Origin of the sequence: Pseudomonas sp. QL9 (assembly GCF_041409665.1) — a bacterium.
GTDB classification, from domain to species: Bacteria; Pseudomonadota; Gammaproteobacteria; order Pseudomonadales; family Pseudomonadaceae; genus Pseudomonas; species Pseudomonas knackmussii.
The window spans coordinates 2088736-2115335 of sequence record NZ_CP166971.1 but is presented as its reverse complement, the minus strand read 5'-3'; the positions used below and the strand labels follow the sequence as shown (position 1 = coordinate 2115335).

Genomic DNA, 26600 nt, shown 5'->3' with positions numbered 1-26600 from the left:
CGCCATGTTCCTGCGTTCGAACCAGCCTGTCGGCACTTACTACGCCGCTGCCAATCCGGAGTTGCTGCAGCCCCGCGCACAACTGACGGACGCGCTGGAGTGCGAAGTGCTGGTGATCGGCGCCGGGTTCAGCGGCCTGCACACCGCGCTGCAGCTCGCCGAAGGCGGGCGCCAGGTGTGCGTGATCGAAGCCAGCCGCATCGCCTGGGCGGCGTCCGGACGCAACGGCGGCCAGGCATTGCCCGGCTGGTCCAGCGACCTCGGCCCGATCGAGGACGACCTCGGCCATGAAGGCGCCCTGCGCTTGTGGCAAGGCATGCTCTGGGCCGCGCGTGAATTGCGCGACCTGCCGCAGCGCCACGGCTTCGACTGCGACTACCGCGTCGGCCACCTTTGGACCGCCGTGCTGCCGCGCCGCGTCGGCATGCTCGAAGAGTGGCAGGAAGAGGCCGCCAAACGCTGGGGCTACGAAGGCCTGCAGATGATCTCCCGCGCCGAGCTGCCGCAGTGGGTCGCCAGCGACCGCTACCTCGCCGGCCTGTACGACCCGAACTCCGCGCACATCAACCCGCTGAAACTCGCCTACGGCCTCGCCGATGCGATCGAGAGGGCCGGCGGGCGCATCTTCGAACAAACCCGCGCGCTGCGTTACAGCGAGCAGGGCAACGGCTACCTGGTCGAGACCGAGCACGGCACCGTGCGCTGCTCCGCCCTGGTACTGGCCTGCAACGCCTACATCGACGGCCTGGATAAAGACGTCTCGGGGCGCATCCTGCCGGTCGGCACCTACCAGGTCGCCACCGCGCCGCTGGGTGCCGAGCTTGCGCACTCGCTGCTGCCGAAGAACTGCTGCGTCACCGACAACCAGTTCGTCCTCGACTACTTCCGCCTGACCCCCGACCACCGCCTGCTGTTCGGCGGCGGCTGCACCTACCTGGGCGGCCTGCCCAGCGACATCCGCGCCGCCACCCGGCCGTACGTCGAGCGGGTGTTCCCGCAGCTGCGTGGCGTGGAGCTGGAATACGCCTGGGGCGGGCACATCGACTGCAGCATGCGCCGCACGCCGGACGTTGGCCGTCGCGGCAACCTCTACTGGCTGCAGGGCTATTCCGGCCATGGCGTACTGCCCAGCCTGGCCGCGGCCCGTGCGGTCAGCCAGGCGATGCTCGGTCGCGAAGAGGAACTTGATCTCTATCAACGCCTTAGCAATCCCGGCTTCCCCGGCGGTCAGCGATTTGCCGCGCCACTGGAAGCCATCGGCAAAGCCTGGTATCGGTTGCGGGACTTCTTCTGACCCGAGCCGGAAAGCGCCTATGCAAGAGCACGAAAACGAACACCTAGCGACCCTGATCCGCGACCTGCGCAAGCACAAGAACCTGACCCTTGGCGCGCTGGCCGAGCGGATCGGTCGCTCGGTCGGCTTCCTCTCCCAGGTCGAGCGTGGCCTGTCGCGCCCGACCGTGGCCGACCTCACCGCCATCAGCGAAGCCCTGGGTGTGCCGACCACCTATTTCTATGCCGGCGGCCCATCGCGCACGACCTCCTGGGTGACCCGCCCGGCCGACCGCCGCACGCTCTACTACGCCGGCGGCATCACCGACATCCTCGCTTCGCCGAGCATGTCCGGTGGCTTCTCGATGCTCGACAGCATCCTCGCGCCCGGCGCCACCAGCGGTGAAGACCACCTCAACGACAGCTCCGAGCAGGGTGGCTTCGTCCTCGAAGGCGAACTGACCCTCTGGTACCAGGACGAAACCGTCACCCTTTACCCCAACGACAGCTTCCAGCTGCCGCCGCACGCCAAGTTCCGCTACGGCAATCTCACCGACAAACCAACGAGGGTGCTCTGGATCTTCACCTGATTCCCTCGCAGGCCCTCGCGGCCTGCCGGGTGAACGCTCCGGCCGCGCCTGACACACAGGCAACTACAAGATGAACCGCCAAACCTTCCCCGATCTGCTCAGCGAAGTTCGCGCCTTCCGCGCCCAGTACCCGGAGGTCCGCTACGTCGACCTGATCTGCCTGGACATCCCCGGCCACTTCTACGGCAAGCGCTACCCGGTCGACATGCTCGAGAAAGTCGCCGCCGGCAGCCCACTGAAGCTGCCGCAGAACTGCGTCCTGCTGGGCGTGCAGGGCGGCCTGCACCCGATCGGCGACTACTGCTTCAACGACGGCGACCCGGACGCCCCGCGCCGCCTGGTGCCCGGCACCCTCAAGCCGGTGCGCTGGGAGAACCAGCCGCTGGGCCAGATGCTGATCACCTCCGACGGCACCGAGGCGCCCATCGAGTTCGAACCGCGCGAAGTGCTGGCCCGCGTGCTGAAGCGCCTGGAAGGCAAGGGCATTCGCCCGGTAGTGGCGTTCGAGCTGGAGTTCTACCTGTTCGACAAGAAGCTCAAGGACGGCCTGCCGCAGTACCCGCGCGACCCGCTGTGCGACGACGAAGACGACCAGCCGAACATGCACATCGAGCGCCTGTCGCGCTTCTCCGACGTGCTCCATGAAGTGGTCGAAGCCGCCCGCGAGCAAGGCGTGGACGCCAACGTCATCACCGCCGAAATCGGCCCGGGCCAGTTCGAGATCAACTTCGCCCACTGCGAAGACGGCCTGCACGCCGCCGACCAGGCCGCACTGTTCACCCGCGCTACCCGTGGCGTGGCGCTCAAGCACGGCCACCGCGCCAGCTTCATGAGCAAGCCCTACCTGCACGCGCCGGGCAGCGGCATGCACGTCCACGTGAGCCTGTACGACCGCGAAGGCAAGAACCTGCTCGACGGCGACAACCAGCGCCCGCTGCGCCACGCCGTGGCCGGCTGCCTGGAACTGCTGCCGCACTGCATGCCGATCTTCGCCGCCAACCACAACGCCTACCGCCGCTACGGCTCCCGCGTGAACGCCGCGAGCAAGGCCAGCTGGGGCTTCGAAGACCGCGACGCGTGCATCCGCATCCCGGAATCCGACGGCAAGAACCTGCGCATCGAACACCGCCTCGCTGGCGCCGACGCCAACCCCTACCTGGTCCTGGCCGCCATCCTCACCGGCATGGAACACGGCCTGGAAGCCGGCAAGGAGCCGATCCCGTCGCTCAACGAAGATCGCGAAAGCGGCATCGAATTCCCCCGCGACATGCTCGGCGCGGTGGCCGCGATGGAAAACCACCCGGTGGTGAAGGACGGCCTGGGCAGCGAGTTCGTCTTCGTCTACTGCGAGAACAAGCGCCACGACCACCTCGACTTCATGAACGAAGTCAGCGCCCGCGAGTACCGCTGGTTCCTCTGACGCAAGGCGCGTCCTGTAGGAGCGAGGGGGACGCCTAGCTCTTGCTCGCGAACCCAGCCCCGCAGCGGGGCCAGGTTCGCGAGCCTCGCAGGATGGGTTGAGGCACGAAACCCATGCGGCAGCCGTACGACCCCGCACCATGCCTCACCCCGTAGGGCGCATAACCACAAGGTGGTTATGCGCCGTTGCGGAACAACTCCGACTCGATCACCCGTATCGCATCCGTCAAGCGCCCCCACAACTCGCCCTGCCACTCCAGCACACTCGAGTTGCGCCAAAGCGCCGCGCCGAGCCGCTGGCGGGGCAACGCCGGATCGTCCAGCTCCGCATCGCGCAGCACCGGCACCACCTCGTTGGTCAGCCACTGCCGCAGCTCGCGGTTCTCCGGGTGATAGAGCTGCACCACCAGCAGCATGTAGACCCCGCTCTCGCTGATCAGCAGCTCCCTCTCCGGCTGGCCGCCGCCATTGAGCAGCACCGCCTTGCGCGTCTGGTCCCGGTCCAGCTTGTTGGTGATCCGCTCGTTGAGCGTGCTGTTGGTCAGCCGCGCCAAATCCGCGGCAACGAACCACGCCTGGCGATCGATCAGCACCGCCCGCAGTTGCCGATGGTTACGCACGAAAGCCATAGGCTTGAGAACGGATTCAGAGGAAGGGGAAGGGATGAAACTCATGCTGTAGCTCCTTGCTGTTTTCAAGAAGCCGCCACCGGAAGACCGGGAGGGGAGGCGGACCGTGCAAGGGTGGAAAACCGGGTCAACGTAACAAAGACCGGCCGGACCGAAGTCCGCCTCGCACGGTCCGCCATAGACTGCCAGGGCAAATCCGACACGCTGTGCCTGAAAAGCTCTGCTATGGCGTTGTTACGTTGAGCAACAGGTTTCCACACCTGACCCCGGCAAAACCGAGGCGGCCGAAACCTTACGCAGAGGGCTTGTAGGACGGCAACGCAGTCGCAGTGTAGGACTTTTCCCAATCTCGCCCGAATGAGTATTTGGCTCATCCGGTGAGCCGAATAGGAGGGTTATTCGGCTCACGCAGGCCAGAAATGACAAAGCCGCGCAATGCGCGGCTTTTGTGTATCTGAAAGGTGGTGGGCCCACACGGACTCGAGCCGTGGACCGAAGGACTAGGAGTTGCCTAGAAACGCTGCAAGCCCAGTGAAATCGGGTGTAGCTTAGCGCAGGTACAGTTAGCTGAAAGCATCGTCGTAGAGCGGTTTAAGCGTAATTTGGCGAAATCTGTAAAAGCTGGGCACTGTACCGCCAGTGTACTGTTTTTTGTACCGCCCCCCCCGGATACCGGCTGCCAGTGTCGCTTTGCAGGATCGTCGTTAGAGATTAGTTCTCCTGATAACTACGTTCGATTAGGTGCTTGGCGCGCTCAAGGTCGGCTTGGTTGCGTAGGCTCAGCTCCAGGTCGCCCGTGCCCCAATGGCCGATAGTGCGCACATCACGGCTGAAGCCGTCGACTAGTTCTACTGAGTCTGGATTGAGCTTGAGCATCAGCAGCAGGCGCTTGGGCTGGGGTACTAGGCTGGCAAAGTTTTTCAGGCGGCGAAAGGCTACATAGAGCTTCAGGTGCTTTTCCTGCACATCATCACCAAGGGAGTGCAAGTAGCTGTTGGTCTGCTCGAACAGCGCTGCTATCTCTGGCGTCGCCTGAGCTAGCTGTTCCTGCCAGTTTTTGTCCTTACTTACGGCCGCTGGCTTGCCTGGCTCGACAGCAACTGCCTTGGGTACCGTTGAAGCGTCCGCCACGCTTACACTATTGACCAGCTCCAGCAGTAATAGGTCATCGCCAAACAGCTTGTAGCGGATCAGCTCGATGTTGCGTTGGATCAGTTGCACTGCATGTTGGTCGTAGCGAGTAAAGTCCGCGGCGATGCACAGCAGGCGCGTGCCACTCCACTCGATCTGCTCGGCTGCTTCCTTCCCAAGTTTCTCCATGACCAACCAGCGAAACTCAGCTTGATGATCAAGCAACCAGTCCAGATAGAATAGGCCTTGGTTGATCACGTTCTCGTTGCTGTGTCGTTTGTATTCGACGATTACCGGGCAGCCATTTTCGTCTAGGCCCAGGGAGTCGATGCGGCCTTTGTGGGTCTTGCCTGTAGCGTATTCGCTGGCGAGAAAGCGCACCCCAAGAAAGCATTCCATCTGCGCTTCGATCAAACTCTGTAGCTGTTTTTCTACTGCTACGGAACGGCCTGGAAGTTCAAGTGCGGCTTGTTGCCCATTCAGGCGGAATAACTGAATATCGCTCATGCGCCTTCTTCCATTATTTGCGCGCCAGAGGCCTTTAGAATGGCTTTTAACTCGGGAATGATTTTATTTGGAATTTCTGCCGCCTGGCTAATGGCTACATATTTAAAAGTGTTCAAATCAAATGGGACTTGGTCTTCCGCGTTACTTGGCTCAAATAGGAAAATAAGCCGATTTCCTTCGTGATGCTTCAGTGCATAGCCGGCTTCAATGTAGACATTTGGGCGATGACCAGTTAGGTCACAAATGATGATGTCAGACGAAGCAATAGCCTCGTACATTCGATTGTGAATTGGAAAAGATCCACCCTCCTCCGTACCCATATCTACCAATTCCAAGCCGATTCCATTTTGCTGCTGGAGGTTGGTCAGGGCCTGCCGAAGCTGTTGCAGCCGTAAATTTGCTTTGTTATGCGCGTCATTCGGCGCGTTCGGTGCTGGATACCAGCGCGCAAGAAAAACTTTCTTTGGAATTCGGGATTGGGCTGCTTTAAAGGTTTTGAGCAGTTGCTCTGCCGGAGACAAAGGATCAAGCAAACTTGTGATTCCTTGGCCGCCAAGCCAATGCCCAATCCTGTCGAGGTAGTTTACAGTCCACCGAACTTTCTGCTCGTAATCCTCTTCCTCCGCTTCGCGCCAAATCCGTGCCGCTAACTCAAAAAAGCCGTAGGTGCTACACAAAGATGGGTGGTACACGGTCAATCGGGTAGAAATATCCGCCAGTGCGGCAAACAGATCGTCTGCAAAGGCGGTCAAGGTTTGCCGATCTTGGGCGATGGCCTCGTCCATAGCGATCAAATTGCGCGCCGACTCCCATAGCGCAGTCAAAGGGCGCTCGCCAAATCGCTGCCTGGCCTGGGGCGTCAAACCTTTCAGGCGGTCAGCCAACAATCGAGTAAGGTGTAGCGCCGGGTTATAGGCGAATTCGTTGTCTGGTGTCATGGTGTGCGCGGGATCTTGTCCAAGCAACAGTCGTAGTCCGTGCTCCGACTCTAGCGGTAAAGCAGTACTGTTGATTGTGTGGAAGATCAGTGATTCGGCAAAGTCATCTACATCGTTTTCTGACGGACCGAGCAGGACCATACAAAAGGGAGCCAGATATTTGGTCGGAGTATTAGGGTCATCTGTTAGCTGCTCGGCCAAATGAAGGCGATGATTCCCATCGATTCGGCGGATAATTTTTTCCTGTTTGAGTCGCTCCAGATTGTTGCGATGGATACGCAGCCGTTGCATGCGCATGCTCGGGCTCGAATAGCGCCGGCTGATGTTAATTAGACCGCCATCCTGGCTCTGCACTCCGAAAACCGTTTCGCCCAGTCCAATTGTTTTTTCGCCAGACGCAAGTTGCGCAGGAGTAATTACATCGGCGCCAACAAGAAAATTTACAGGGGTCCGAACTGAAAGAATCACCTCAGGGAGAAAGCGGTTTTCGCTCTGCTCCAGGTAGTTCTTGATCTCCTCCGCATGCTTAGCTGACTCCACCCGCTGATGTCCCACAACCCGAAAGCCTTGCTCACCGTCTTCCATCCTGTAGGGCACTGAGACAGCTGCAAGGTCGCGTAGGTCGGCAAAGCCCCGAATGATGCGGAATATGCCGAGTACACTTTCTGAAAATAGCCCCTCGAATTCGATGTATTGGCGGCCTCGGGACATGTCAGCTTGCCTCCGCAGAGCGCGTATCAAGGATCATTTTTTCGATTTCTTCTTTGGCTTTTTGAAGACTAAATTTAGCCTCATCCAGCAACTTGCGGGCTTCTTTTCTCTTTGCTTCAATTTCGGCGATGATTTCCTCTTGTATATCCAGAGGGGGTAGCGGAAATCGCAACGCCATAAGGGCCGGTTTCGAGATATTTTTCATCGTAGGTGACGCGCCGGTGAGGTTATTCTCTATCTGCCACCGCAGGTGCGGAATTTTGAGTATCTCATCTAGATATTTTGGCAAAATTGTCGACTCTTCTTTCCAGATAACACGGAAGAGCTTGTCAGATAGCATCAGCTTAGGGCGAACTCTGTCAACTAAGCCACATGCCCCAACATAGTGCGCAATGTTGGCGCGACTGATGATGAGATCGCCGGACTTAACTTCGTATTGTTCCCTCTGCTTAAGGTCTGGTGGCAATGCCTTGTTCTGACTCTCATCGAACCAACCGAATGAGACCGCGCCGACCTTTAGAACCCCCCACTCTTCATCTGACGCTGGCCGCGTAAGACACTTCGGACTCCAGCCGTTCTGAAGGTCATCAATGACATCAGAAAGAGAGACGATGGGGTACGGGCTCATTTCAATATTCGGACGTCGTGACATTTCGCGTGCGAGCTCCACCCCCCAGCGCTCAATTTCTTTCCAAGAGGAAACGAACGCGCGTCGTGAGTGAGGCGTAATCAACGCTTTGAGGCCGACCTTTGAGGCGAGCAAGGATGGCGTGCTTTTTGCCAGCTCTTGTGAGGCAGCCATATCCTCTATAGTTTTGGAGTTAGCTGCATCCCAATGGGCCACAATTTTTTGCTGGATCGGCAGCGGCGGAATGGGGACCGGAATTTCAAACAGGTTCTGTACGAACAGGCGTTCTTTGACGCCGCCGACCCTATGACACTCGATTTGATCCAAGAAAAAGTCGGTTTTAATGAGGATTTCCGCGAATGTCGGTAACAATCCAGGCCGTGGTTTCCATACCTGGTATTCGGGACTGGTGATTGCATCTGGTGGAACATTTCCAACCCTGCCCAAAGAGCCAACATTGGCCCGCGTTGGGTTGTGAAAAAAATAGTCTTGGCGAATACGCTTGTAATTTGAGTTGAACTCAGCTCCCTTTTGAAGCTTGCTAAGAAACACGCCCGACTCATTGCTGATACCGTAAATCGGCCATTCCTTCTCGGGCTCGCTCCTTGGATCTACTAATTCCGTTGCCTCATCTGCGTACTCTCCGAGCGGCACGAAATTCGGGTGGCGCTGGGCAAAAAGAGCTGCACGAGCGCTTTTAAAGTCCCAGCGCGGTAAGAGTGACCATTGAGAGATAACGGGCTTTCTTTTTATTTGGCGAGGCTCCATTTCTTACTCCCCAGCTTCCAGAAACGAGTCGGGGTTTGACCTGAATTCCCGATACCACTCCAAACAGGTCTTGTCGCAATAATGGGGCTGGTTGGCGTTGGGATAAAGTTCGTTCTGGTCTTCTTCGCCAGTGGCTGATATGCCTACTTTTTCCGCCTCGTACATAAAAATTGGGTAATCGAAACGCTTTTTGAGCAATTGCCGGGTCTCAGCAAGTTGCTGAACTTCCATTGCCTTCAAATAGTCCTTTAGCTCTTTTTGCAGGGCACTACGTCGCTCGACGTCCTTCGTCTGTTTGGTTGCCGAGATTTCACTTTCCAGTCGCATGCGCTCTGCTTGGGTTTTGTCAGCGTATTTGGCTTCAATCTCCGCCTTGGCAGTGGCGTAGATATTGTCAAATTTCTGCTGTTCCTCTTCAGTGAACTTTTGCAGAAAGAGCAACGAACATTTCACGCTGGCCCCTGAGCTGACAAAGGTCTCTTGGGGTAGGCTAATTACGGCGCGGAGGAAGGCGCGGTCTTCAGTAAACTCGCGCACGTAGGTGAGTGATGGATTGTTGAAAATGCCTTCCGGCAGCACAATTCCGAGACGACCGCCAGGCTTGAGGAGGTCGAGGCAGCGCTCGATAAAGAGCACTTCGGTCTTAATCTTCGCTTTATCGCTTTTAGGCAGTTCAAATAAACTGGTAATGGGCTTGTTTAATGCTGCTTGCACACGATTCTGAGCCTCAAGATAGAGATCTCCGTACTCATCGAGATAGCGCAGTTTTGCAACCGCGCTCACCTTGATATCTGACTCGAGAATTTTATCTGTAGGCTCGACATTAGCTCCAAAAGGTGGGTTCGTGAGGATAATATCGAAACGCCCCTCGAAGATGCCGTTAACATTTAAGAAACCGTCGTGGTGATGGACTCCGCCGTGGCCATCGCCGTGCATGATCATGTTCATCTTGCTGGTACGTGCCATACGGTCGTTGGCGTCGGTGCCATAAATACAGCGATTTGAGAGCTTCCACATACGGGACCCCTCATTCTTCTGGTCAAGAAGCGCCTGTATTTCGGTGAATTTGTCTTGAAGCTTCTTGGCGCGCTCCTCTTCGTTGAGAGATCCGTCCTTTTCGACTCTGGCCTTGAACTCGTTGTACTCGCGGTCAGCGTCGGCAAGTATTTTTTCTCGGACGATTTCAAATACCCGAATCAGAAAACCGCCTGAGCCGCTAGCCGGATCGCATGCAATCTCGCCTTCTTTAGGGTCAAGCATATGCACCATAAATTCGACGATAGTGCGAGGGGTGAAGAACTGGCCGATTTCGCCTCGGAAAGTGCGGCCGAGGAATCGCTCAAAAGCGACGCCTTTCACGTCTTCGCTGGTGTCGGAGAGGTTGTATTTCTCCAGCTCCTTGACGATGGCTTCGCCGGTGGCAGGTTTTAAGTTGATGCGCTCGTCGTCATCGAAAATCTTGTCAGTAGCGTAGGCGAGCTTGGTTTGCTGGAACAGATTGTCGAGCGGGTTCTCGGCAATCTGGCTTTTCAGCACATCGACGGTAAAGAGGTTGGTTTTATTGCGTCGAGTCAGCAGTGAACGTTCCACGTAGACCTTGATGAAAAGCACCTTAGCAATTTCATCGAAGGCGGCCGCCGGGTCTTTTTTCTCCCGGTTACGGATGATGTTGTGGCATTTGTGCAACAGATCGGCGAACTCCTTTTCTTTGAAGGCGCGGAGCTTGGAAAGCAGCTCCTCGATGTCCTTGTCCGAAGCGTCGCCATGCGGGATGTTCTCGATTTCTTCCGTGTAGCCGGGCACTTTGTCTTTCTTGACCCGCCAGTACTTGGTTTCCCGCGAGTTGTGGGTAACGAAGAATGGAGCACCGCAGATACGAGCGTAGTTTTCGCCTTGTGTGTAGTCCTGTGGTTTAATCGTCACATTATCGGATTTGCATTCAACGATGATGAAAGGTGCGTTGTTGTCTGCCTTATCCTGAGCTGTACGCCAGATAACAAAATCTGCGCGGGATGAGGCTGAGCCGCGGCCGGTTAAATCCATTTCTTCTGAAATTTGCGGCAGGTCAAAGCCGTACTCATTGACCAGGACGAGCAAGTATTCCTGTCGCACTGTTTCCTCAGGTGTTTCTACAAGCCATTTGCTGCGTACATGGCTCCAGATTTTTCTTTTCTTTTCATCACGTTTAATTGCCAGCGTGCTCATTCTTTGTCTCATCCATTAAGCCTCCAGGTCTATTTCCCTGGTGCTTGTTAATCTTCAATTTTATTTCGTGGCTTGGGTGTTTCCGCCCTCATTGGGCCCGCCCGCCCGCACCCATTCATCCACGGCTGACAGCTGAAATTTCCACAGCCGCCCAACTCGGTGCGCAGGCAAGCCTCTTTGCTCCCGCCAGCGGTAAACAGTGTCTTTAGCCACCCCAAGATGTTGTGCGACGTGCTCGGCAGTAACCCACGGTTCTGTGTTCATTGCAGTTGTGCTCGGGTGCTTTCTGTCTAAAGTCGTTTAAAGTCGTCTTTAGTCTATCAAAGACTGCCAAATTCGGTGCTAGGTCTTAGGCTGCCTCGGTGGCAGTCTATAGGGCTTGCTGGGGGGCTAGTTCAGCTGGCTCAGTAGCTGGGGTGATTGAAACTATGCTTGTTCAAAGACTCTGCATGGTTTTGCATTTGGGGTAGCTTGAGCAGCCCCAGAACTGTTGGCCGGCATTGGCCCCTGTTTTAATGGTGCGAATTACCAGCGCGCTACCGCATTTCGGGCATTGCCGTTCGGCTGCCGGATCACTACGGCGCTTGAGGTTTTGCACATGCTCGCGGTGGGTGGCGAAGGTCGGCGCGCGGCGGCCGGTTTGCAGGGCGTGCAGCATGGCGTTGACTTCAGCCTCGCTGAATACCGGCTGCTGGAATGACTTGATATACCGGATAAAGTCGATGCCTTGGGTCACGTTGACCGGCACTTCGGTTTTGAAGGTGCTGCCGCCGACGAAGGTGATGACCGAGTGCAGGTGCTCGACGCTGACGCCAAGGGTGGCCTCCATGGCTTTGAGGTGCTTGTAATTCTGCCGCAACGGGTTCTGGAATTTGAAGGTGCGCTTGTAGAGCTTCTGCGTCCACTGTGCCTGCTTCTCGCTGCCGAAGATCCAGCCGTTCATGTTCTTCGTTTCCAGCACGAAGATGCCGTAGGGCGAGAGGAACACGTGGTCGATCTGCGTGGTGCCGTCAGGCGTGTCGAGCGTGACGTTGTGCAGGCGGCGGTAGGTCTGCTTATCCAACTGCCAATGGGCAAACAGCCGCACCAGGAGTTCGCCGATATGACCCTTGGCCCATGGCGACTTGAGCAGGCCGATCAGCAGCATCAGCGGGATAACCCAACCGAGTGTGCCCCAGGTCTGCGCGATGATCGGGGTGAAGTCCATTTCCTGTCCTAGTAATCCAGAATTAACCGGATAGTAGCGAAACCTGGCGTAATGGCACTACACCATTACGGTGCGCCCGGTGTGCTGCTTTGTTGCTGCGGGTTAGCCGTGAGCGTTTGCCGAGTGTTGTATTTGGTAGCGCGTGCTGCGCCCGCCGCCCGGTAGCCTAGCCAGGCAGCCTTTCTCAACAAGGTCGCTCAGGTGGCGCGTGGCGGTGGCTTTCGAGACCTTGGCCACGGCCTGGTATTGCGCGGCGCTGATGCCGTTCTCGAAACCTTTCTCGCCGCCATCGAGCAAGCGGTTAAGCACTTTGATCTGCTCGGCAGACAAGGCTTGGCTGCGGTGTGCCTGCCAGAAGCGCGCCTTGACCAGCACGCGGTCGATACGAGCAAGGGCCTGTTCCAGGCTGTTGAGCAGGGTTGCGAGGAACCATTGCAGCCAGGCGGTGATATCCAGCGTGCCCTTCTGGCTTGCTTCCAGGATGCGGTAATAGCCGGCGCGGTCGTCGAGGATGCTTGCTGACATGGCGTAAAAACGGATGGCCTGCTGTTCGCCCTGCGCCAGTGCCAGGTCGGTGATGGCGCGGGTAAGGCGACCATTGCCGTCATCAAAGGGGTGCAGGGTAACGAACCAGAAATGCGCGATGCCGGCGCGCAGCAGCGGGTCGAGGCTGACGTCGCCGCGGCTGTGTGCGAACCAGGCGAGGAAGCTGTCGAGCTGCTGCTCCAGGCCTTCGCGTGGGGGCGCTTCGAAGTGCACGGTGGGGTTGTCCAGGCGGCCGGAGACGACCTGCATGGGCTCTTCACCGCGCAGTGCGCCGACGCGGATGCGCTGGCCCAGTTGCAGTTCTTCTTCCGGGAACAGCCAGCGGTGCCAGGTGCGCAGGCGTTCGAAGGTCAGCGGTTGATCAAGGCGGCCGGTGGCGTCGAGCAGCAGTTCGGCCAGGCCTTCGCTGCGCGGGCTGGTGCGGCCTTCGGCGACCAGTCCCAGGCGCCGCGCCAGGGACGAGCGCACCGAGCCAACGTTGAGGGTTTCGCCTTCGATGGCGGAGGAGGTGACGATGTTCTGCAGCAGCGCATCGAGGCTGTTCTGAGCCTCGGCGTCAGCGCCTACCGCACCGGCCATGCCGAGCAGCCGGCCCTGGGCCTGGGCGCAGGCGCGCAGCAGCGCGGCGAGGCGCTCGGCCTGCCAGGTGAAGTGCGGCCACGCGGGCTGCTGCCAGATCCATTGGGTGCTTTGCATGGGCTTCTCAAGACGTGGTGAGCCGAATAATCGACTTATTCGGCTCATGATGTGAGCCGATTATGCGGGCTATTCGGCTCACCGGCTAGACGACTTGGGGCCACAGGTTGTCGTTGAGGGCGTCCAGGACGCTGTCGAGGCTGCCGTCCTGGTGCTTGCCGAGTGGGAAAAAGGGGACGGATTGATTTTGGTACTGCTGGAGTCGGCCGGCGCCGGCTGTATGGCGCGACGAAGAGGCTGGCAGCCAGAAACGCAAAAGCCGCGCAATGCGCGGCTTTCGTGTATCTGGAAGGTGGTGGGCCCACACGGACTCGAACCGTGGACCAAAGGATTATGAGTCCTCTGCTCTAACCGACTGAGCTATAGGCCCCCAGAAGGCCGGCGGATTATACCGGCGTCGTCTGCGGGGCGCCAATCGGATGCAGCGGGGTCAGGAATCTTGCGGCGAATTGGTCGGCGGGCAGGGGCGGGCTCAGGGCGTAGCCCTGGACGTGGTCGCAACCTTCGCTGGCGAGGAATTGCTCCTGCTCCTCGCGCTCGACGCCTTCGGCGATCACCGTCAGGCCCATGCTGCGGCCCAGGGCGATGATGGCTCGGGTAATCGCCGCGTCCTGGGCATCTTCGGGGAGGCCGTGGATGAAGGACTGGTCGATCTTCAGGATGTCCAGCGGCAGTCGCTTGAGGTAGCTGAGCGAGGAGTAGCCAGTGCCGAAGTCGTCGATCGCCAGTTGCACGCCCAGGCCCTTGAGGGCGTGGAGGGTGATCAGGGCTTCTTCGGTCTGGTGCATCAGGAAGTTCTCGGTGATCTCCAGTTGCAGCCGGGGCGCGTGCAGGTTGAAGCGCTGCAGCAGTTCGCGCACCTGTTCCACCAGGTCCACCTGGTGCAGCTGGGCGCCGGCGAGGTTCACCGAGAGCGGGCCGAAGGCGGCGTGGCTTTGCTGCCAGCGGCTCATTTGCCGGCAGGCTTCTTCCAGCACCCAGGTGCCCAGCGGCAGGATCAGCCCGGTTTCCTCGGCGAGGGGGATGAAGCGGTCCGGCGGGATGCTGCCCAGCTGCGGGTGGTGCCAGCGGATCAGGGCTTCGGCGCCGACCAGCGAGCCGTCGAGCAGCGATTGCTTGGGCTGGTAGTAGAGCTGCAGCTGGAGGGTTTCCAGGGCGCGGCGCAGTTCGTTTTCCAGGGCCACGCGCTCGGTGGCCTGGAAGGTCAGTTCGCGGGTGTAGAACTCGGTGCGGTTGCGGCCCTGGGCCTTGGCCCGGTACATGGCGGCGTCGGCATTCTTCACCAGGGTGGCGACGTCCCGGCCGTCGCCGGGGTACAGGCTGATGCCGATGCTGGCGCTGACGAAGAACTCCTGGTTGTTGGCCTGGTAAGGTTTGCCGAAGCACTGCAGGAGCTTGTTCGCCACCAGCTCCGCGTCGCGCGGCTGGTGCAGGCCGGGAAGCAGGATGATGAATTCGTCGCCGCCCAGGCGTGCCACTGTGTCGACGTCGCGCAGTTGTTCGCGCAGGCGTTGGGCGATGGACTTGAGCAGCTGGTCGCCGACCGGGTGGCCCAGGCTGTCGTTGATGTGCTTGAAGCGGTCCAGGTCGAGGAAGAGCACGGCGCCTTGCTGGTGTTCTTCCTGCGCCTCCTTGAGCGCCGTGGTCAGGCGGGCCTCGAACAGCAGGCGGTTGGGCAGGCCGGTGAGCGGGTCGTGGTGGGCCTGGTAGTCGAGGCGGGCCTGGGCGTACTTGAGCGTGGAAATATCGGCGAAGACGCCAACGTAGTGGCTGATCTCGCCCTGGCCGTCCCGGACCGCGCTGATGGTCAGCCATTCGGGGTAAAGCTCGCCGCTCTTACGCCGGTTCCAGATCTCGCCCTGCCAATGCCCTTCGGCGTTGAGGTGGTGCCAGAGGGCCAGGTAGAAACTGCTGTCGTGCTGGCCGGAAGCGAGCAGGCGGGGCGACTGGCCGAGCACTTCGTCTTCGCCGTAGCCAGTGATTTCGCTGAACGCGCGGTTGACCGCGATCATGCGCTGGCTCGCGTCGGTGATCATCACGCCTTCGGCGGTGCTTTCGAACACGGTGGCGGCCAGGGTGAGCTTTTCCTGCATCTGCTGGCGTTCTGTGATGTCGCGGGCGATGGTCAGCAGGCAGTCGTCTTCGCCGATGACGATGTGGTGCGCTGAAAGCTCGCAGAGCCGTGCGGCGCCCTCGCGGGTGCGGATGAACGCGGTGAAGCCCTGCACGGACGAGCGCTCGACCAGTAGTTGCAGCAGGCGCCGACGGTCCGCCGGATTGGCCCAGAGGCCCAGTTCGAGGGTCGAGCGGTCGTTGGCTTCGTCGCGGTTGTAGCCGGTGATGCGGGTGAAGCCTTCGTTGGCTTCCAGCAGCATGCCGTCGTGGATCCGGGTGATGAGCATGCCGTCGGGCGAGGCGTGGAAGGCCTTGGCGAACTTCTCTTCGGAGGTGCGCAGCTGTTCCTGGGTGGCCTTGAGCTGGGAGATGTCGCGGACCACCACGACCAGTGCGGGGGTGTCGTCCAGGGCGATCTGCTGGGCCGAGAGCAGGGCGGTGAAATGGCTGCCGTCGCGGCGATGCAGGGTGGTCTCGATGTTGTTGAGGTTCTCGCCCTGCAGGCGCGCGAGCATGCGCGGGCCCATGCCCGGTTCGCCCCAGATGTTCAGTTCCGTGGCGGTGCTGCCGAGGGCTTCACTGGCGGGAATGCCGACCTGTTGCTCGAAGGTGCTGTTCACCGCCAGCAGGCGGCCGTCGATGCGCCGGGCGAGGACGATGATGTCGGGGCAGTGGTGGAAGACCGAGGCGAACTTCTGTTCGGACAGGCGCAGCGCCTGCTCGGTGCGCTTGGTTTCGGTGATGTCGACCATCAGGCCGCGCAGGATGAGTTCTTCGCCGTGGTGGATCAGGGTGATGATGTCGCGAATCCACACCACTCGGCCGTCGGCCGCGAGCATGCGGTAGTCCATGCTGTGGTTGCGCCCGGCGCGGCTCTCGGAGAGGCAGTAGCTCATCGCCTGCTCTGCGTCGTCGGGGTACAGCGTGCGTTGCCAGAAGCCCGGCTTCAGCCATTCGCTCAACGGATAGCCGAGTAGCGCCTGGGCGTGTGGCGAGACGTAGGTGAAGCGGTTCTCCGACAGGCGCATTTCCCAGGCGATGGCGGTCATGCTTTCGACCAGGCCACGGTAGTGCTGCTCGCTGTCGCGCAGGGCCTGTTCGAGCTTTTCCCGGCGCGCCACTTCGCCGCGCAGGCGGCGGTTCATGGCCACCAGCATGGTGACGATGGCGGTGCCGAGAAGCAGGGCTGGTATGCCGAATTTGAGGATCTGGCCCCAGTCGGTGCGGTTGTCGACCAGGCCGCCGACCCAGGGCGTTTGCAGGGCTTCGATCTCGTCGCGGCTGAGGTCGGCAAGCACCTTGTCGAGGATGCCGCTTAGGATCGCCTCGTTATGCGGCACGGCCATGGCGAGTTGATAGCGGTAGGGCGTTTCGCCGCTCACCAGAATGCCTTCGATCTTCAGTTGTCGCAGACTCCAGACGCTGGAGGCGAAGTCGCCCACGAAGGCGTCGACCTGTCCGGTGGCCAGCGCCTGCAGGGCGGCGGGGACGTTGGGCAAGGGCTGCAGATTGAGGTCCGGGTGATTGGCGATCAGCAGTTCGTGGGAGGCGTAGTGGTCGACCACGCCGACCTTGAGTCCGTACAACTGCTTCAGGTTGCTCGGACTGGGCCCGTTCTTGCGGCTGAGGATGACGATCGGGAAGTCCAGATAAGGACGGGTGAAGCTGAGGTATTCGCTGCGTTCGGGCGTGGACATCACGCCGGGCAGCAGGTCGACCTGGTCGTGCCGGGCCTTGTCCAGCACCTCGGCCCAGCTATGCGATTCGGTGGGGATCAGCTGGATCTGCAGGCGCTCGCCGAGGATCTTGACGTAACTGGCCGCCAGGCCCTGGTAGCGGCCCTGGTCGTCGCGAAATTCGAAGGGTGGCCAGGAGGCGTCGACGCCAAGGCGTAGCTGCGGATGCTGCTTGAGCCAGGCCTGCTCATCGGTGCTGAGGGTAAAGGCGTCCGCCTGCGCGACCCAGCACGCAAAGCACAACAAGACTGCCTGCAGACGCGGCATAGCGGGGCCTCGGTCAAGGGAGTATTGGCGAAGTGTAGTCGTGCCCCCGTGCCTGCTGGAACCCCAAAGAAAAACCCCCGGCTTTCGGGCCGGGGGTTCGTCTTCACTCGTCGAGGAAGGAGCGCAGATGCTCGCTTCGCGACGGGTGACGCAGCTTGCGCAGCGCCTTGGCTTCGATCTGGCGGATACGCTCGCGGGTTACATCGAACTGTTTACCGACTTCCTCGAGGGTGTGGTCGGTATTCATGTCGATGCCGAAGCGCATGCGCAGGACCTTGGCTTCCCGGGCGGTGAGGCCGGCGAGGACTTCGCGGGTGGCTTCCTTGAGGCTCTCGCTGGTCGCCACTTCGATCGGCGACTGCATGGTGGAGTCCTCGATGAAGTCGCCCAGGTGCGAATCTTCGTCGTCACCGATCGGGGTTTCCATGGAGATCGGTTCCTTGGCGATCTTCAGGACCTTGCGGATCTTGTCTTCCGGCATGTCCATGCGTTCGCCCAGCTCTTCCGGGGTCGGTTCACGACCCATTTCCTGCAGCATCTGGCGGGAAATACGGTTGAGCTTGTTGATCGTCTCGATCATGTGCACCGGGATACGGATGGTGCGCGCCTGGTCGGCGATCGAACGAGTGATCGCCTGGCGAATCCACCAGGTGGCATAGGTCGAGAACTTGTAGCCGCGACGGTATTCGAACTTGTCCACCGCCTTCATCAGGCCGATGTTGCCTTCCTGGATCAGATCGAGGAACTGCAGGCCGCGGTTGGTGTACTTCTTGGCAATCGAGATCACCAGACGCAGGTTCGCCTCGACCATTTCCTTCTTGGCACGGCGGGCCTTGGCCTCGCCGATGGACATGGCGCGGTTGACGTCCTTGATCTCGTTGACCTTCAGCTCGACTTCGCTTTCCAGGGCAGACATTTTCTGCTGGTTGCGAACTACGTCGGCCTTCAGGCGCTCCAGGGCTTCGGCGTACTTGGGCTTGCCCTTGAGTACGGCGTCGACCCAGCCTTCGTCGGTTTCGTTGCCCGGGAACAGGCGCAGGAAGTCGGCGCGCGGCATACGCGCATCACGCACGCACAGTTGCATGATGGCGCGTTCTTGCTGGCGTACGCGATCCAGTGCATCGCGGACACGGGCGACCAGGGCGTCGAACTGCTTGGGTACCAGCTTGATCGGCATGAACAGCTCGCTCAGGGCGAGCAGTTCTTCGTCGACCTGCTTGGTGCCACGGCCGTGCTTCTTCAGGGCCTTCTTGAATTTCTCAAGCTGATCGGCGACCAGGCCGAAACGACGCGCGGCTTCTTCCGGATCCGGACCGCCATCGCCTTCTTCTTCCTCGGAGTCGCTTTCGCTTTCCTCTTCCTCGTCCTCTTCTTCCTTGGCAGCAGCACTGCTGTCCTTGAGGTCGAGTTCGACTTCCTCGGCCGGTACCGAGCCGTCGTCCGGATCGATGTAGCCGCTGAGGATGTCGGACAGGCGGCCGCCTTCGGTGACCACCCGTTTGTAATCGTCGAGAATGCTGTCAACCGCGCCAGGGAACTGGGCGATGGCACCCATCACCTCGCGGATGCCTTCCTCGATGCGTTTGGCGATTTCGATTTCGCCTTCGCGGGTTAGCAGCTCCACGGTACCCATTTCGCGCATGTACATGCGCACCGGGTCGGTGGTGCGGCCGACATCGCTCTCTACCGCAGCCAGGGCCGCAGCGGCCTCTTCGGCAGCGGCTTCGTCGGTATCGGTTTCCGCCAGCAGCAGGGCATCCGCATCCGGGGCTGTCTCGAATACGTTGATCCCCATGTCATTGATCATGCGGATGATGTCTTCTACCTGTTCCGGATCGGAAATATCCTCCGGCAGGTGGTCGTTGACCTCCGCGTAAGTCAGGTAACCCTGCTCACGACCACGGCTGATCAACTCTTTAAGACGAGATTGCTGTTGCGCTTTTCCGGACATAACACCCTATCCACTGAAGGTCTTGGCGGGCAAAAAACAAGCTGACCATTATAGCTGAAAGATGACCTCAAGCGCCAGATGAGGTCGGGGCGACGGGAATTGCGGTGCGAGTGAGGAGTTCGAGGAGGCGCCCCTTTTCCTCTGAACTGAGTCCGCTTTCGCGATCCTTGCGGATCAGTTGCTCAAGGCTGCGCTCGCGTTGGCTGGCAGCCATCCTAGTTATAGTGTCGAAAAACTGTTGTTCAAGGTTGTCGGCGGAAATCAGCCATTCCTTCTCCGCCAGGGCGCGCAGCAGGCGGCCCTGCTCGGTGCCGTGCCAGCGGGCGATCAACTGCATCGAACGCTGCTTCGGATTCTTCTGCAGGGCCTCGAGCAGGGCGACCAGCAGTTGCGAGTAAGTCTGGTCTTCTCCGGCGAAATGGCTGGCATCTTCGACTTTCTGCGCCAATTGCGGATGATGCAGTAAAGTCCGCAGGGCGGTCAGTGTCGGCGACTCCACGCCGATCTCGGTGCGCGGTTGACGAGGGGTGAAATCACCGCGCTTACCACCTTTCTTGCCGTCCCATTTTCCGTCCCATTTGCGCTCGCCTTTCCACTGTTTCTTCTCCTGCTTGGAGAAGCTGGGTGAGCTCGGGGCTTCGAAATAGCTGGAGCTGTCCTGGTAGTGCGAGTCGCCGTGATCGGCAAATTGCCCTGCGTCGTAATCGGCATATTCATGCGCGCGTTGGTCTGAATGGCTCGGGGCGGAGCTGCCGCCCGAGCTGCGCGGTGCGTTCAATTGGTTGAGCGCTTCGCCGCTCAGGCCGGTGATCTCACCCAGGCGCTGACGCATCAGCAGGCGCAGAGTGTTTCCGGGAATCTTCTCCAGCAGCGGGCTGGCCAGGGTGGCCAGGTGCGCCTTGCCTTCCAGCGTGCTGGGGTCGGCTTCGCGCGTCAGTTGCTGGAAGAAGTAGTCGGCCAGCGGCTGGGCTTGCTGCACCAGGCGGGCGCGGAAAGCGTCGGGGCCTTCGGCGCGTACCAGGCTGTCCGGATCCTCGCCCTCGGGGAGGAACAGGAAGCGTACCTTGCGCCCGTCCTGCAAGTTTGGCAGTGCCGATTCCAGGGCGCGCCAGGCGGCGTTGCGGCCAGCCTGGTCGCCGTCGAAACAGAACAGGATGTTCGGTACCAAGCGGAAGAGGCGCTTGATGTGCTCTTCGCTGGTCGCAGTGCCGAGGGTTGCGACGGCATTGCGGATGCCTTGCTGGGCGAGGGCGATGACGTCCATATAGCCCTCGACCACCATGATCTCGTCGAGATCGCGGTTGTTCTTGCGTGCCTCGAATAGTCCGTAGAGCTCCTGGCCCTTGTGGAAGACCGGGGTTTCCGGGGAGTTCAGGTATTTCGGCTTGTCGTCGCCCAGTACCCGGCCGCCGAAGGCGATCACTCGCCCGCGGCTGTCGCGAATGGGGAAAATTACCCGGTCGCGGAAGCGGTCGTAGCGTTTGCCGCTATCAGGGTTCTCCACCAGCAGGCCGGCGTCGAGCATGGCTTTGAGCTGCAGGTTGTCGCCGCCCAGGTGCTTGAGCAGGTTGTCCCAGCCAGGCGGAGCGAAGCCCAGGCCGAAGTCGCGGGCGATCTCGCCGGTCAGGCCGCGGCCTTTTAGGTATTCCACCGCGGCCTTGCGCGCCGGATGGCTCTTCAGTGCCTGGCGGTAGTAGTCGGCGGCGGCGGCGAGTAGCGGGTAGAGTGGCGAGTCGGTCGGCTGGCGCGGCTTGCCGCGACGACCGTCTTCTCGCGGCACGTCCATGCCGGCGCGTTTGGCCAGTTCCTCGACGGCCTGGGGAAAGTCCAGGCTGTCGTGGTCCATGATGAAGCCGAGCGCGTTGCCGCCGGCGCCGCAGCCGAAGCAGTAGTAGAACTGCTTGTCCGGACTGACGGTGAAGGAGGGGCTCTTTTCCTTGTGGAACGGGCAGCAGGCGCTGTAGTTCTTGCCGGTCTTCTTCAGCTGGATGCGCGAACTCACCACATCGAGGATGTCGGTGCGGTTGAGCAGGTCGTCGATGAAGGATTGCGGGATCAGGCCGGCCATAGGCTCACGCGATACGCGGGGTGGACCAAGCATAGTGCAGCGAGGCTGCGCGGGGCTTGGTTTTCAGTGGCGCGAAAAGCAAAAAACTCCGAGCTTCGCCTGCGCGAATCGGAGTGCGGTGTAGCTTGTCAGGCACTCGCCCGGCGAGTGGGCCGGGCGATGTGCAGCGCGTGCGACTGAGTAGTAAAACTCAGTACAGACGCTCGCGGCGGCGCTGTTCGCGCTGCACTTTCTTGGCATGACGCTTAACAGCGGCAGCGGCTTTGCGCTTGCGCTCAGCGGTCGGCTTTTCGTAGAACTCGCGGCTACGGACTTCAGCCAGTACGCCTGCTTTTTCGCAGGAGCGCTTGAAACGACGCAGGGCTACGTCGAAGGGTTCGTTCTCTTTAACTTTGACGGCGGGCATCCAGGTCGTACCTATCAATGATTACCGGGGATTTGCACGCTCCTGGCAGTAGGCACGGGAGACGGCGGTTTTCAAGGGTTGCGGATATTAACGGTTCGGGCCGAGGAATGCAAAGCCTCCGATCGAAAAACGCTGGTCGGCGTCCGCAGCCGGCGATTATCATGCGCGGCTTCTCATTTGCCCAGAACTGAAGGCTCGAACCCATGCGTGTGCTGGGGTTGGAAACCTCCTGCGACGAAACCGGCGTCGCCCTCTACGACAGCGAACGCGGCCTGCTGGCCGATGCGCTGTTCAGTCAGATCGACCTGCATCGCGTCTACGGCGGCGTGGTTCCCGAGCTCGCCTCGCGCGATCACGTCAAGCGCATGCTGCCGCTGATCCGCCAGGTGCTCGACGAAGCCGGCTGCAAGCCGGACGAGATCGATGCCATCGCCTATACCGCCGGTCCCGGCCTGGTTGGCGCGCTGCTGGTCGGCGCTTCCTGCGCCCAGGCCATGGCGTTCGCCTGGGGTGTTCCGGCCGTCGGCGTGCATCACATGGAGGGCCACTTGCTGGCACCTATGCTCGAGGAGCAGCCGCCGCAGTTCCCGTTCGTCGCCCTGCTGGTTTCCGGCGGCCACACCCAGCTGGTTCGGGTGGATGGCATCGGCCGCTACCAGGTGCTCGGCGAGTCGCTGGACGACGCCGCCGGCGAAGCCTTCGACAAGACTGCCAAGCTGCTCGGCCTGGCTTATCCGGGTGGCCCGGAGATCGCCCGCATGGCCGAACAGGGCACCCCGGGGCGTTTCGTCTTCCCGCGGCCGATGACCGATCGTCCCGGCCTGGACTTCAGTTTCAGCGGTCTCAAGACCTTCGCCCTGAACACCTGGCAGCGTTGCCGGGAAGAGGGCGACGACGGCGAGCAGACTCGCTGCGACATCGCCCTGGCCTTCCAGCAGGCGGTGGTCGAGACGCTGACCATCAAGTGCCGTCGTGCACTCAAGCAGACGGGCCTGAAGAACCTGGTGATCGCCGGCGGCGTGAGCGCTAACCGCGCGCTGCGCGAGCACCTGCAGAAGATGCTCGGCGAGCTGAAGGGGCAGGTGTTCTACGCGCGCCCGCGCTTCTGCACGGACAACGGTGCGATGATCGCCTACGCTGGCTGCCAGCGCTTGCTCGCCGGCCAACAGGAAGGCCCCTCGATCGATGTGCGCGCCCGCTGGCCGATGGAATCCCTGCCGGCCGTCTGAGCACGGTGAGCTGAAAACGACAGGCTGCAAGCTGCAAGCGGCGCGCTGCCACATTCTTCTTGCAGGCTGCGGCTCGCGGCTTGAAGCTTTCTTTCTAGAAGTGCCGTTCGCGCCCTGCCAGCAGGTCGCGAAGGTTGCCGCGATGGCGCCAGACGATGAGCCCGGTCAAAAGGGTCATCGGGAACAGCACCGCCGGCATCTGCCAGGCCAGTAGCGGCAAGGTCAGCGGTGTGGCGACCAGCGAGGCGAGCGAGCTGGTGCGCGAAAGCTTGAAGGTGACGAGCCAGGCCACGACCGCGAGCAGCGCGGCGGGCGGGTAGAGCGCCAGGAGTACGCCGGCGGCAGTGGCGACACCCTTGCCGCCACGGAAGTTGAAGTACAGCGGGTAGAGGTGGCCGAGTACCGCCGCCAGGCCGATCCAGGCTTCCTGCATGGCGCCGACGTCGAACAGGCGGCCGACGAGGACCGGCAAAAGGCCCTTGGCCAGATCGCCGAGAAGCGTGAGGATGGCGGCCTTCTTGCCAGCCAGGCGCAGCATGTTGGTGGCGCCGGGATTGCCCGAGCCGCTGGCGCGCGGGTCGGTGCTGCCGAACAGGCGGCTGAGGAGTACCGCGAAGGACAGCGAGCCAAGCAGGTAGGCGAGGATCGCCAAAAGCCAGACCATGGTTTCCACCGGGGACGAGATTGCCCCGATTCTAGCGGGGCGGCGTGCGCTTGTCGTGCGCCTGCCTTGGAGCGTGCAGCAAGTGGACAAAGTTTTTATCGAGGGCCTGGAAGTCGACACCGTGATCGGCGTCTACGACTGGGAGCGGGGGATCCGCCAGTGCCTGCGGCTGGACCTGGACCTGGGCTGGGACAATCAGCCGGCAGCGGCGGACGACGACATCGCCAAGGCGTTGGACTATGCCGTGCTGTCCGAGCGCATCGGCGCGTTCGCCCGTGACGCGCACTATCAGTTGGTGGAAACCTTCGCCGAACGCCTGGCCGCGCTGCTGATGGCAGAGTTCGGTATCCGCTGGCTGCGCCTGCGGGTGACCAAGCCGGGCGCCGTGGCCGCTGCTGCCGGCGTTGGCGTGGAGATCGAACGCGGATGCCGCTGACCACCGTTTTCCTCGGCATGGGGAGCAACGTCGAGCGCGAGCGTCATTTGCACGCCGGCCTCGAGGCGCTCACCGGGTTCGTCCACAACCTGCGCTGCTCGCCGGTCTTCGAGAGCGAGCCGGTAGGTATCCGTAGCGGTCCCTTCTTCAATCTGGTGGTGACCGGCGAAACCGAGTTGCCGCTCACCGAGCTGAGCCTGCGGCTGAAGCACATCGAGGCCGACAACGGCCGCTATGCGCCGGAGCGCAAGGGCCTGCCGCTGGATATCGACGTGTTGCTCTACGGCGACCTGCATGGCGACTTCGACGGCCTGGTGCTGCCGCGCGCCGAGGTGCTGAAGAACGCCTTCGTGCTCTGGCCGTTGGCGCTGCTGGCTCCTGACGTTCGCCATCCGGGTGTTGATCGCGACTTCGCCAGCCTCTGGGCCGATGCGCAGATCGACCAGAGTCTGTGGCCGGTGCCCTTCCAGTGGCGCGGCATGGAGCTGACCCCGGCGGAGCTGATCCAGGCGCATCCGGCCGCCTAACCGGTTCCGGACTTCCTGCTCGCGAACCGTCGGCGCGCCGGAGGTTCGCGAGCATGCTCGCTCCTACAAGCGCGCTTATTCGTCCGGCGTGTGCGCTGCCTTGTAGGTCTTGAGCGCGTTCAGGCGCTCGCGCTTGAGCGCCTCGCCCAGTTCCGCCCCCTTGAATCCTTTCTCCAGCAGCGGTTGCACGGCTACTTCGCGTGCGGCCTGGGCTGCGCCGCGAAGGTAATCCGCCTGTGGATAAGCACGTTGCTCCAGGCCATGGCGGCCGCGCGCATCCATTTCGCTGGCGGCAATGAACTCTTCGAAGCGCTGCGGCCGGCGATAGACGTCGAAGGCCTGCAGCAACTCGAGCAGGGTATTGGGACGCAGCTCCAGCGCACGGTGCGCGTGGGTGTGGTACTCGCCGACCAGGCGCGCCAGCTCCTGGCAGTCGCGCGGCACCTTGAAGCGTGCGTTGACCGCGTCGATCAATGGCAGGCCAAGGTGTTCGTGGGCGATGTGCTTTGGCCAGTCCTCGCGCCGTGTGCGTGCCTTGCCCAGATCGTGGAGCAGGCAGGCCCAGCGCACGGTCAGTGGCTGCTTGTGTTCGGCGCACTGGCGTAGCACGGCCAGCAAGTGTTCGCCGGTGTCGATTTCCGGGTGGTGCTCGGCCGGTTGTGGTACGCCGAACAATGCGTCTACTTCGGGCATCAGCACGCTCAAGGCGTTGCAGTCGCGCAGCACCTGGATGAATACGTCGGGACGCGTCTCCATGAGGGCGCGGGAGATTTCCTTCCAGGTGCGCTCGGGCGTCAGCGCTTCCAGTTCGCCGGAGTCGGACAGCTCGCGCATCAGCTCCAGGGTTTCATCCGCGACGCGGAAGCCCAACAGCGCAAAGCGCGCGGCGAAGCGGGCGACCCGCAGGACGCGCAGCGGGTCTTCGACGAAGGCCGGGGAGACGTGGCGTAGCAGGCGGGCCTGGAGATCGCGTTCCCCGCCGTAGGGGTCGATGACCCGGCCGTGGTCGTCCTCGGCTATGGCGTTGATGGTCAGGTCGCGGCGGATCAGGTCCTCCTCCAGGGTGACATCCGGGCTGGCGTAGAAGGTGAAACCGCCGTAGCCGCGACCGCTTTTGCGTTCGGTGCGCGCCAGGGCGTACTCCTCGCCGCTCTTGGGATGGAGGAAGACCGGGAAGTCGGCACCGACCGGGCGGTAGCCTTTTTCCAGCATGTCTTCGGCACTGGCGCCGACCACGACCCAGTCGATGTCGCTGGTGGGTTGGCCGAGCAGGCGGTCGCGCACGGCGCCGCCCACCTTGTAGATCTGCATGAAGCTGTCTCCTGTGAAGGGGATAGCTTGGGTCTTCACGGGGGCGGGTTCAAGCCGGGTGCAGGTTCGCGAGCAAGCTCGCTCCTGTGCAGAGCCGAAATCAGCGTGCCGCTTTCGGCACCTGGCCGACCAGTGCCTCGGTGGCGTGCTGCAGCAATTCGCTGCTGGCGTGCTGCGGGCTCAGGCCGGTGCTGACCGTGCCTTCCCAGAGCACCTGGTCCCGCAGGTCGGTCAGGCGCACTCGCAGGGTGCCGGTTTCGTCGTGCAGGCGGTGGATCGCGAGGTACGGGCCGAGGCTCTGCGGTGGCGGCACATCCACCTTGAACTCCAGCGGCGCGTCGCGCAGGGCCAGCCAGTAGTAGACGCGCAGTTGCGGTTGGGCAGAGTCCCGGTAGCCGCGTTGTTCCATGCCCTGGCGCAGCCAGGCATTGAGCAGCGGATAGCGGCTGGCGTAGGGCAGGGCGTCGACGGCATTTTCCGGCGGCATCAGCTGGAACGCGTGCAGGCCCTTCAGGCGCGCGTCGGCCAGCTGGGTGACGTGCGCCTGGGGAATCTGCGTGGTGCAGGTGGCGAGGGCGAGGCAGAGCAGGAGGATGGCGAACAGGCGCATGGCGACCTCGACTGGGCTAGTCGCCATGCTCTG

21 protein-coding genes and 1 tRNA gene are annotated in these 26600 nt (G+C 61.4%); 6 read left to right on the top strand and 16 right to left on the bottom strand.

Annotated features, from left to right (window positions below; genetic code table 11):
• Nucleotides 1–4 precede the first annotated feature (4 nt).
• The 3 genes from ACA097_RS10070 to ACA097_RS10060 all read left to right on the top strand — a co-directional run bounded on the left by ACA097_RS10070 (nucleotide 5) and on the right by ACA097_RS10060 (nucleotide 3282).
• The gene (locus ACA097_RS10070; RefSeq protein ID WP_371370040.1) at nucleotides 5–1294 is read left to right on the top strand and encodes an NAD(P)/FAD-dependent oxidoreductase; all 1290 of its coding nucleotides are present in this window, start codon (nucleotides 5–7) and stop codon (nucleotides 1292–1294) included.
• 19 nt (nucleotides 1295–1313) lie between these two features.
• On the top strand, nucleotides 1314–1862 hold the full coding sequence (locus ACA097_RS10065; RefSeq protein WP_371370039.1) for a helix-turn-helix domain-containing protein: 549 nt from the start codon (nucleotides 1314–1316) through the stop codon (nucleotides 1860–1862).
• Nucleotides 1863–1932: 70 nt separating this feature from the next.
• Nucleotides 1933–3282: a glutamine synthetase family protein gene (locus ACA097_RS10060; protein WP_371370038.1), complete on the top strand. Its 1350-nt coding sequence runs from the start codon at nucleotides 1933–1935 to the stop codon at nucleotides 3280–3282.
• 175 nt (nucleotides 3283–3457) lie between these two features.
• Here the strand turns inward: ACA097_RS10060 and ACA097_RS10055 are convergent, their stop codons facing one another.
• The 13 genes from ACA097_RS10055 to rpsU all read right to left on the bottom strand — a co-directional run bounded on the left by ACA097_RS10055 (nucleotide 3458) and on the right by rpsU (nucleotide 21790).
• A complete protein-coding gene (locus ACA097_RS10055) occupies nucleotides 3458–3955 on the bottom strand; it encodes a Bro-N domain-containing protein (RefSeq protein WP_371370037.1) in 498 nt (165 codons plus the stop codon).
• A gap of 666 nt (nucleotides 3956–4621) precedes the next feature.
• On the bottom strand, nucleotides 4622–5548 hold the full coding sequence (locus ACA097_RS10050) for a DUF5655 domain-containing protein (RefSeq protein WP_371370036.1): 927 nt from the start codon (nucleotides 5546–5548) through the stop codon (nucleotides 4622–4624).
• Entirely contained in the window at nucleotides 5545–7197 is a 1653-nt protein-coding gene (locus tag ACA097_RS10045) for a hypothetical protein (protein WP_371370035.1), read from the bottom strand. The genes ACA097_RS10050 and ACA097_RS10045 overlap by 4 nt, the downstream gene beginning before the upstream one ends.
• Nucleotide 7198: 1 nt before the next feature.
• Complete coding sequence (locus ACA097_RS10040; RefSeq protein ID WP_371370034.1) at nucleotides 7199–8593, bottom strand: hypothetical protein; 1395 nt, start codon at nucleotides 8591–8593, stop codon at nucleotides 7199–7201.
• 3 nt (nucleotides 8594–8596) lie between these two features.
• The gene (locus tag ACA097_RS10035; protein WP_371370033.1) at nucleotides 8597–10798 is read right to left on the bottom strand and encodes an N-6 DNA methylase; all 2202 of its coding nucleotides are present in this window, start codon (nucleotides 10796–10798) and stop codon (nucleotides 8597–8599) included.
• A gap of 60 nt (nucleotides 10799–10858) precedes the next feature.
• A complete protein-coding gene (locus ACA097_RS10030; protein WP_371370032.1) occupies nucleotides 10859–11062 on the bottom strand; it encodes a helix-turn-helix domain-containing protein in 204 nt (67 codons plus the stop codon).
• Nucleotides 11063–11234: 172 nt separating this feature from the next.
• Nucleotides 11235–12005, bottom strand: a complete 771-nt coding sequence (locus ACA097_RS10025) for an NERD domain-containing protein (RefSeq protein WP_371370031.1) — start codon at nucleotides 12003–12005, stop codon at nucleotides 11235–11237.
• A 102-nt stretch (nucleotides 12006–12107) separates the two neighbouring features.
• Complete coding sequence (locus ACA097_RS10020) at nucleotides 12108–13247, bottom strand: Fic family protein (RefSeq protein WP_371370030.1); 1140 nt, start codon at nucleotides 13245–13247, stop codon at nucleotides 12108–12110.
• 293 nt (nucleotides 13248–13540) lie between these two features.
• Nucleotides 13541–13617: transfer RNA gene (locus ACA097_RS10015), tRNA-Ile, on the bottom strand.
• Nucleotides 13618–13633: 16 nt separating this feature from the next.
• Nucleotides 13634–17365 carry a bifunctional diguanylate cyclase/phosphodiesterase gene (locus ACA097_RS10010; protein ID WP_371370029.1) on the bottom strand — a complete coding sequence of 1244 codons (3732 nt, stop codon included), beginning with the start codon at nucleotides 17363–17365 and terminating at the stop codon, nucleotides 13634–13636.
• Nucleotides 17366–17468: 103 nt separating this feature from the next.
• Nucleotides 17469–19316 (bottom strand): RNA polymerase sigma factor RpoD, encoded by a 1848-nt coding sequence (gene rpoD / locus ACA097_RS10005; RefSeq protein WP_043248807.1) that lies wholly within the window; start codon nucleotides 19314–19316, stop codon nucleotides 17469–17471.
• Between the two features lie 67 nt (nucleotides 19317–19383).
• Entirely contained in the window at nucleotides 19384–21384 is a 2001-nt protein-coding gene (gene dnaG, locus ACA097_RS10000) for a DNA primase (protein WP_371370028.1), read from the bottom strand.
• Nucleotides 21385–21574: 190 nt separating this feature from the next.
• Nucleotides 21575–21790, bottom strand: coding sequence for a 30S ribosomal protein S21 (rpsU, locus tag ACA097_RS09995; protein WP_003085057.1), 216 nt, complete (start codon nucleotides 21788–21790; stop codon nucleotides 21575–21577).
• Nucleotides 21791–21993: 203 nt separating this feature from the next.
• On the opposite strand from rpsU, the gene tsaD reads away from it, so the two are divergent.
• Nucleotides 21994–23019, top strand: a complete 1026-nt coding sequence (tsaD, locus tag ACA097_RS09990) for a tRNA (adenosine(37)-N6)-threonylcarbamoyltransferase complex transferase subunit TsaD (RefSeq protein WP_043248811.1) — start codon at nucleotides 21994–21996, stop codon at nucleotides 23017–23019.
• A gap of 94 nt (nucleotides 23020–23113) precedes the next feature.
• Here tsaD and plsY read toward each other — a convergent pair whose 3' ends face one another.
• Nucleotides 23114–23683, bottom strand: a complete 570-nt coding sequence (gene plsY, locus ACA097_RS09985; RefSeq protein WP_371370027.1) for a glycerol-3-phosphate 1-O-acyltransferase PlsY — start codon at nucleotides 23681–23683, stop codon at nucleotides 23114–23116.
• Between the two features lie 82 nt (nucleotides 23684–23765).
• Here plsY and folB point away from each other — a divergent pair, with 82 nt between their 5' ends.
• Nucleotides 23766–24119 (top strand): dihydroneopterin aldolase, encoded by a 354-nt coding sequence (gene folB / locus ACA097_RS09980; protein ID WP_371370026.1) that lies wholly within the window; start codon nucleotides 23766–23768, stop codon nucleotides 24117–24119.
• Nucleotides 24110–24646 carry a 2-amino-4-hydroxy-6-hydroxymethyldihydropteridine diphosphokinase gene (folK, locus tag ACA097_RS09975; protein ID WP_371370025.1) on the top strand — a complete coding sequence of 179 codons (537 nt, stop codon included), beginning with the start codon at nucleotides 24110–24112 and terminating at the stop codon, nucleotides 24644–24646. The genes folB and folK overlap by 10 nt, the downstream gene beginning before the upstream one ends.
• 75 nt (nucleotides 24647–24721) lie before the next feature.
• Here folK and ACA097_RS09970 read toward each other — a convergent pair whose 3' ends face one another.
• Complete coding sequence (locus ACA097_RS09970) at nucleotides 24722–25957, bottom strand: multifunctional CCA addition/repair protein (protein WP_371370024.1); 1236 nt, start codon at nucleotides 25955–25957, stop codon at nucleotides 24722–24724.
• 100 nt (nucleotides 25958–26057) lie between these two features.
• The gene (locus ACA097_RS09965; RefSeq protein ID WP_160288864.1) at nucleotides 26058–26567 is read right to left on the bottom strand and encodes a DUF4136 domain-containing protein; all 510 of its coding nucleotides are present in this window, start codon (nucleotides 26565–26567) and stop codon (nucleotides 26058–26060) included.
• Nucleotides 26568–26600: the final 33 nt, after the last annotated feature.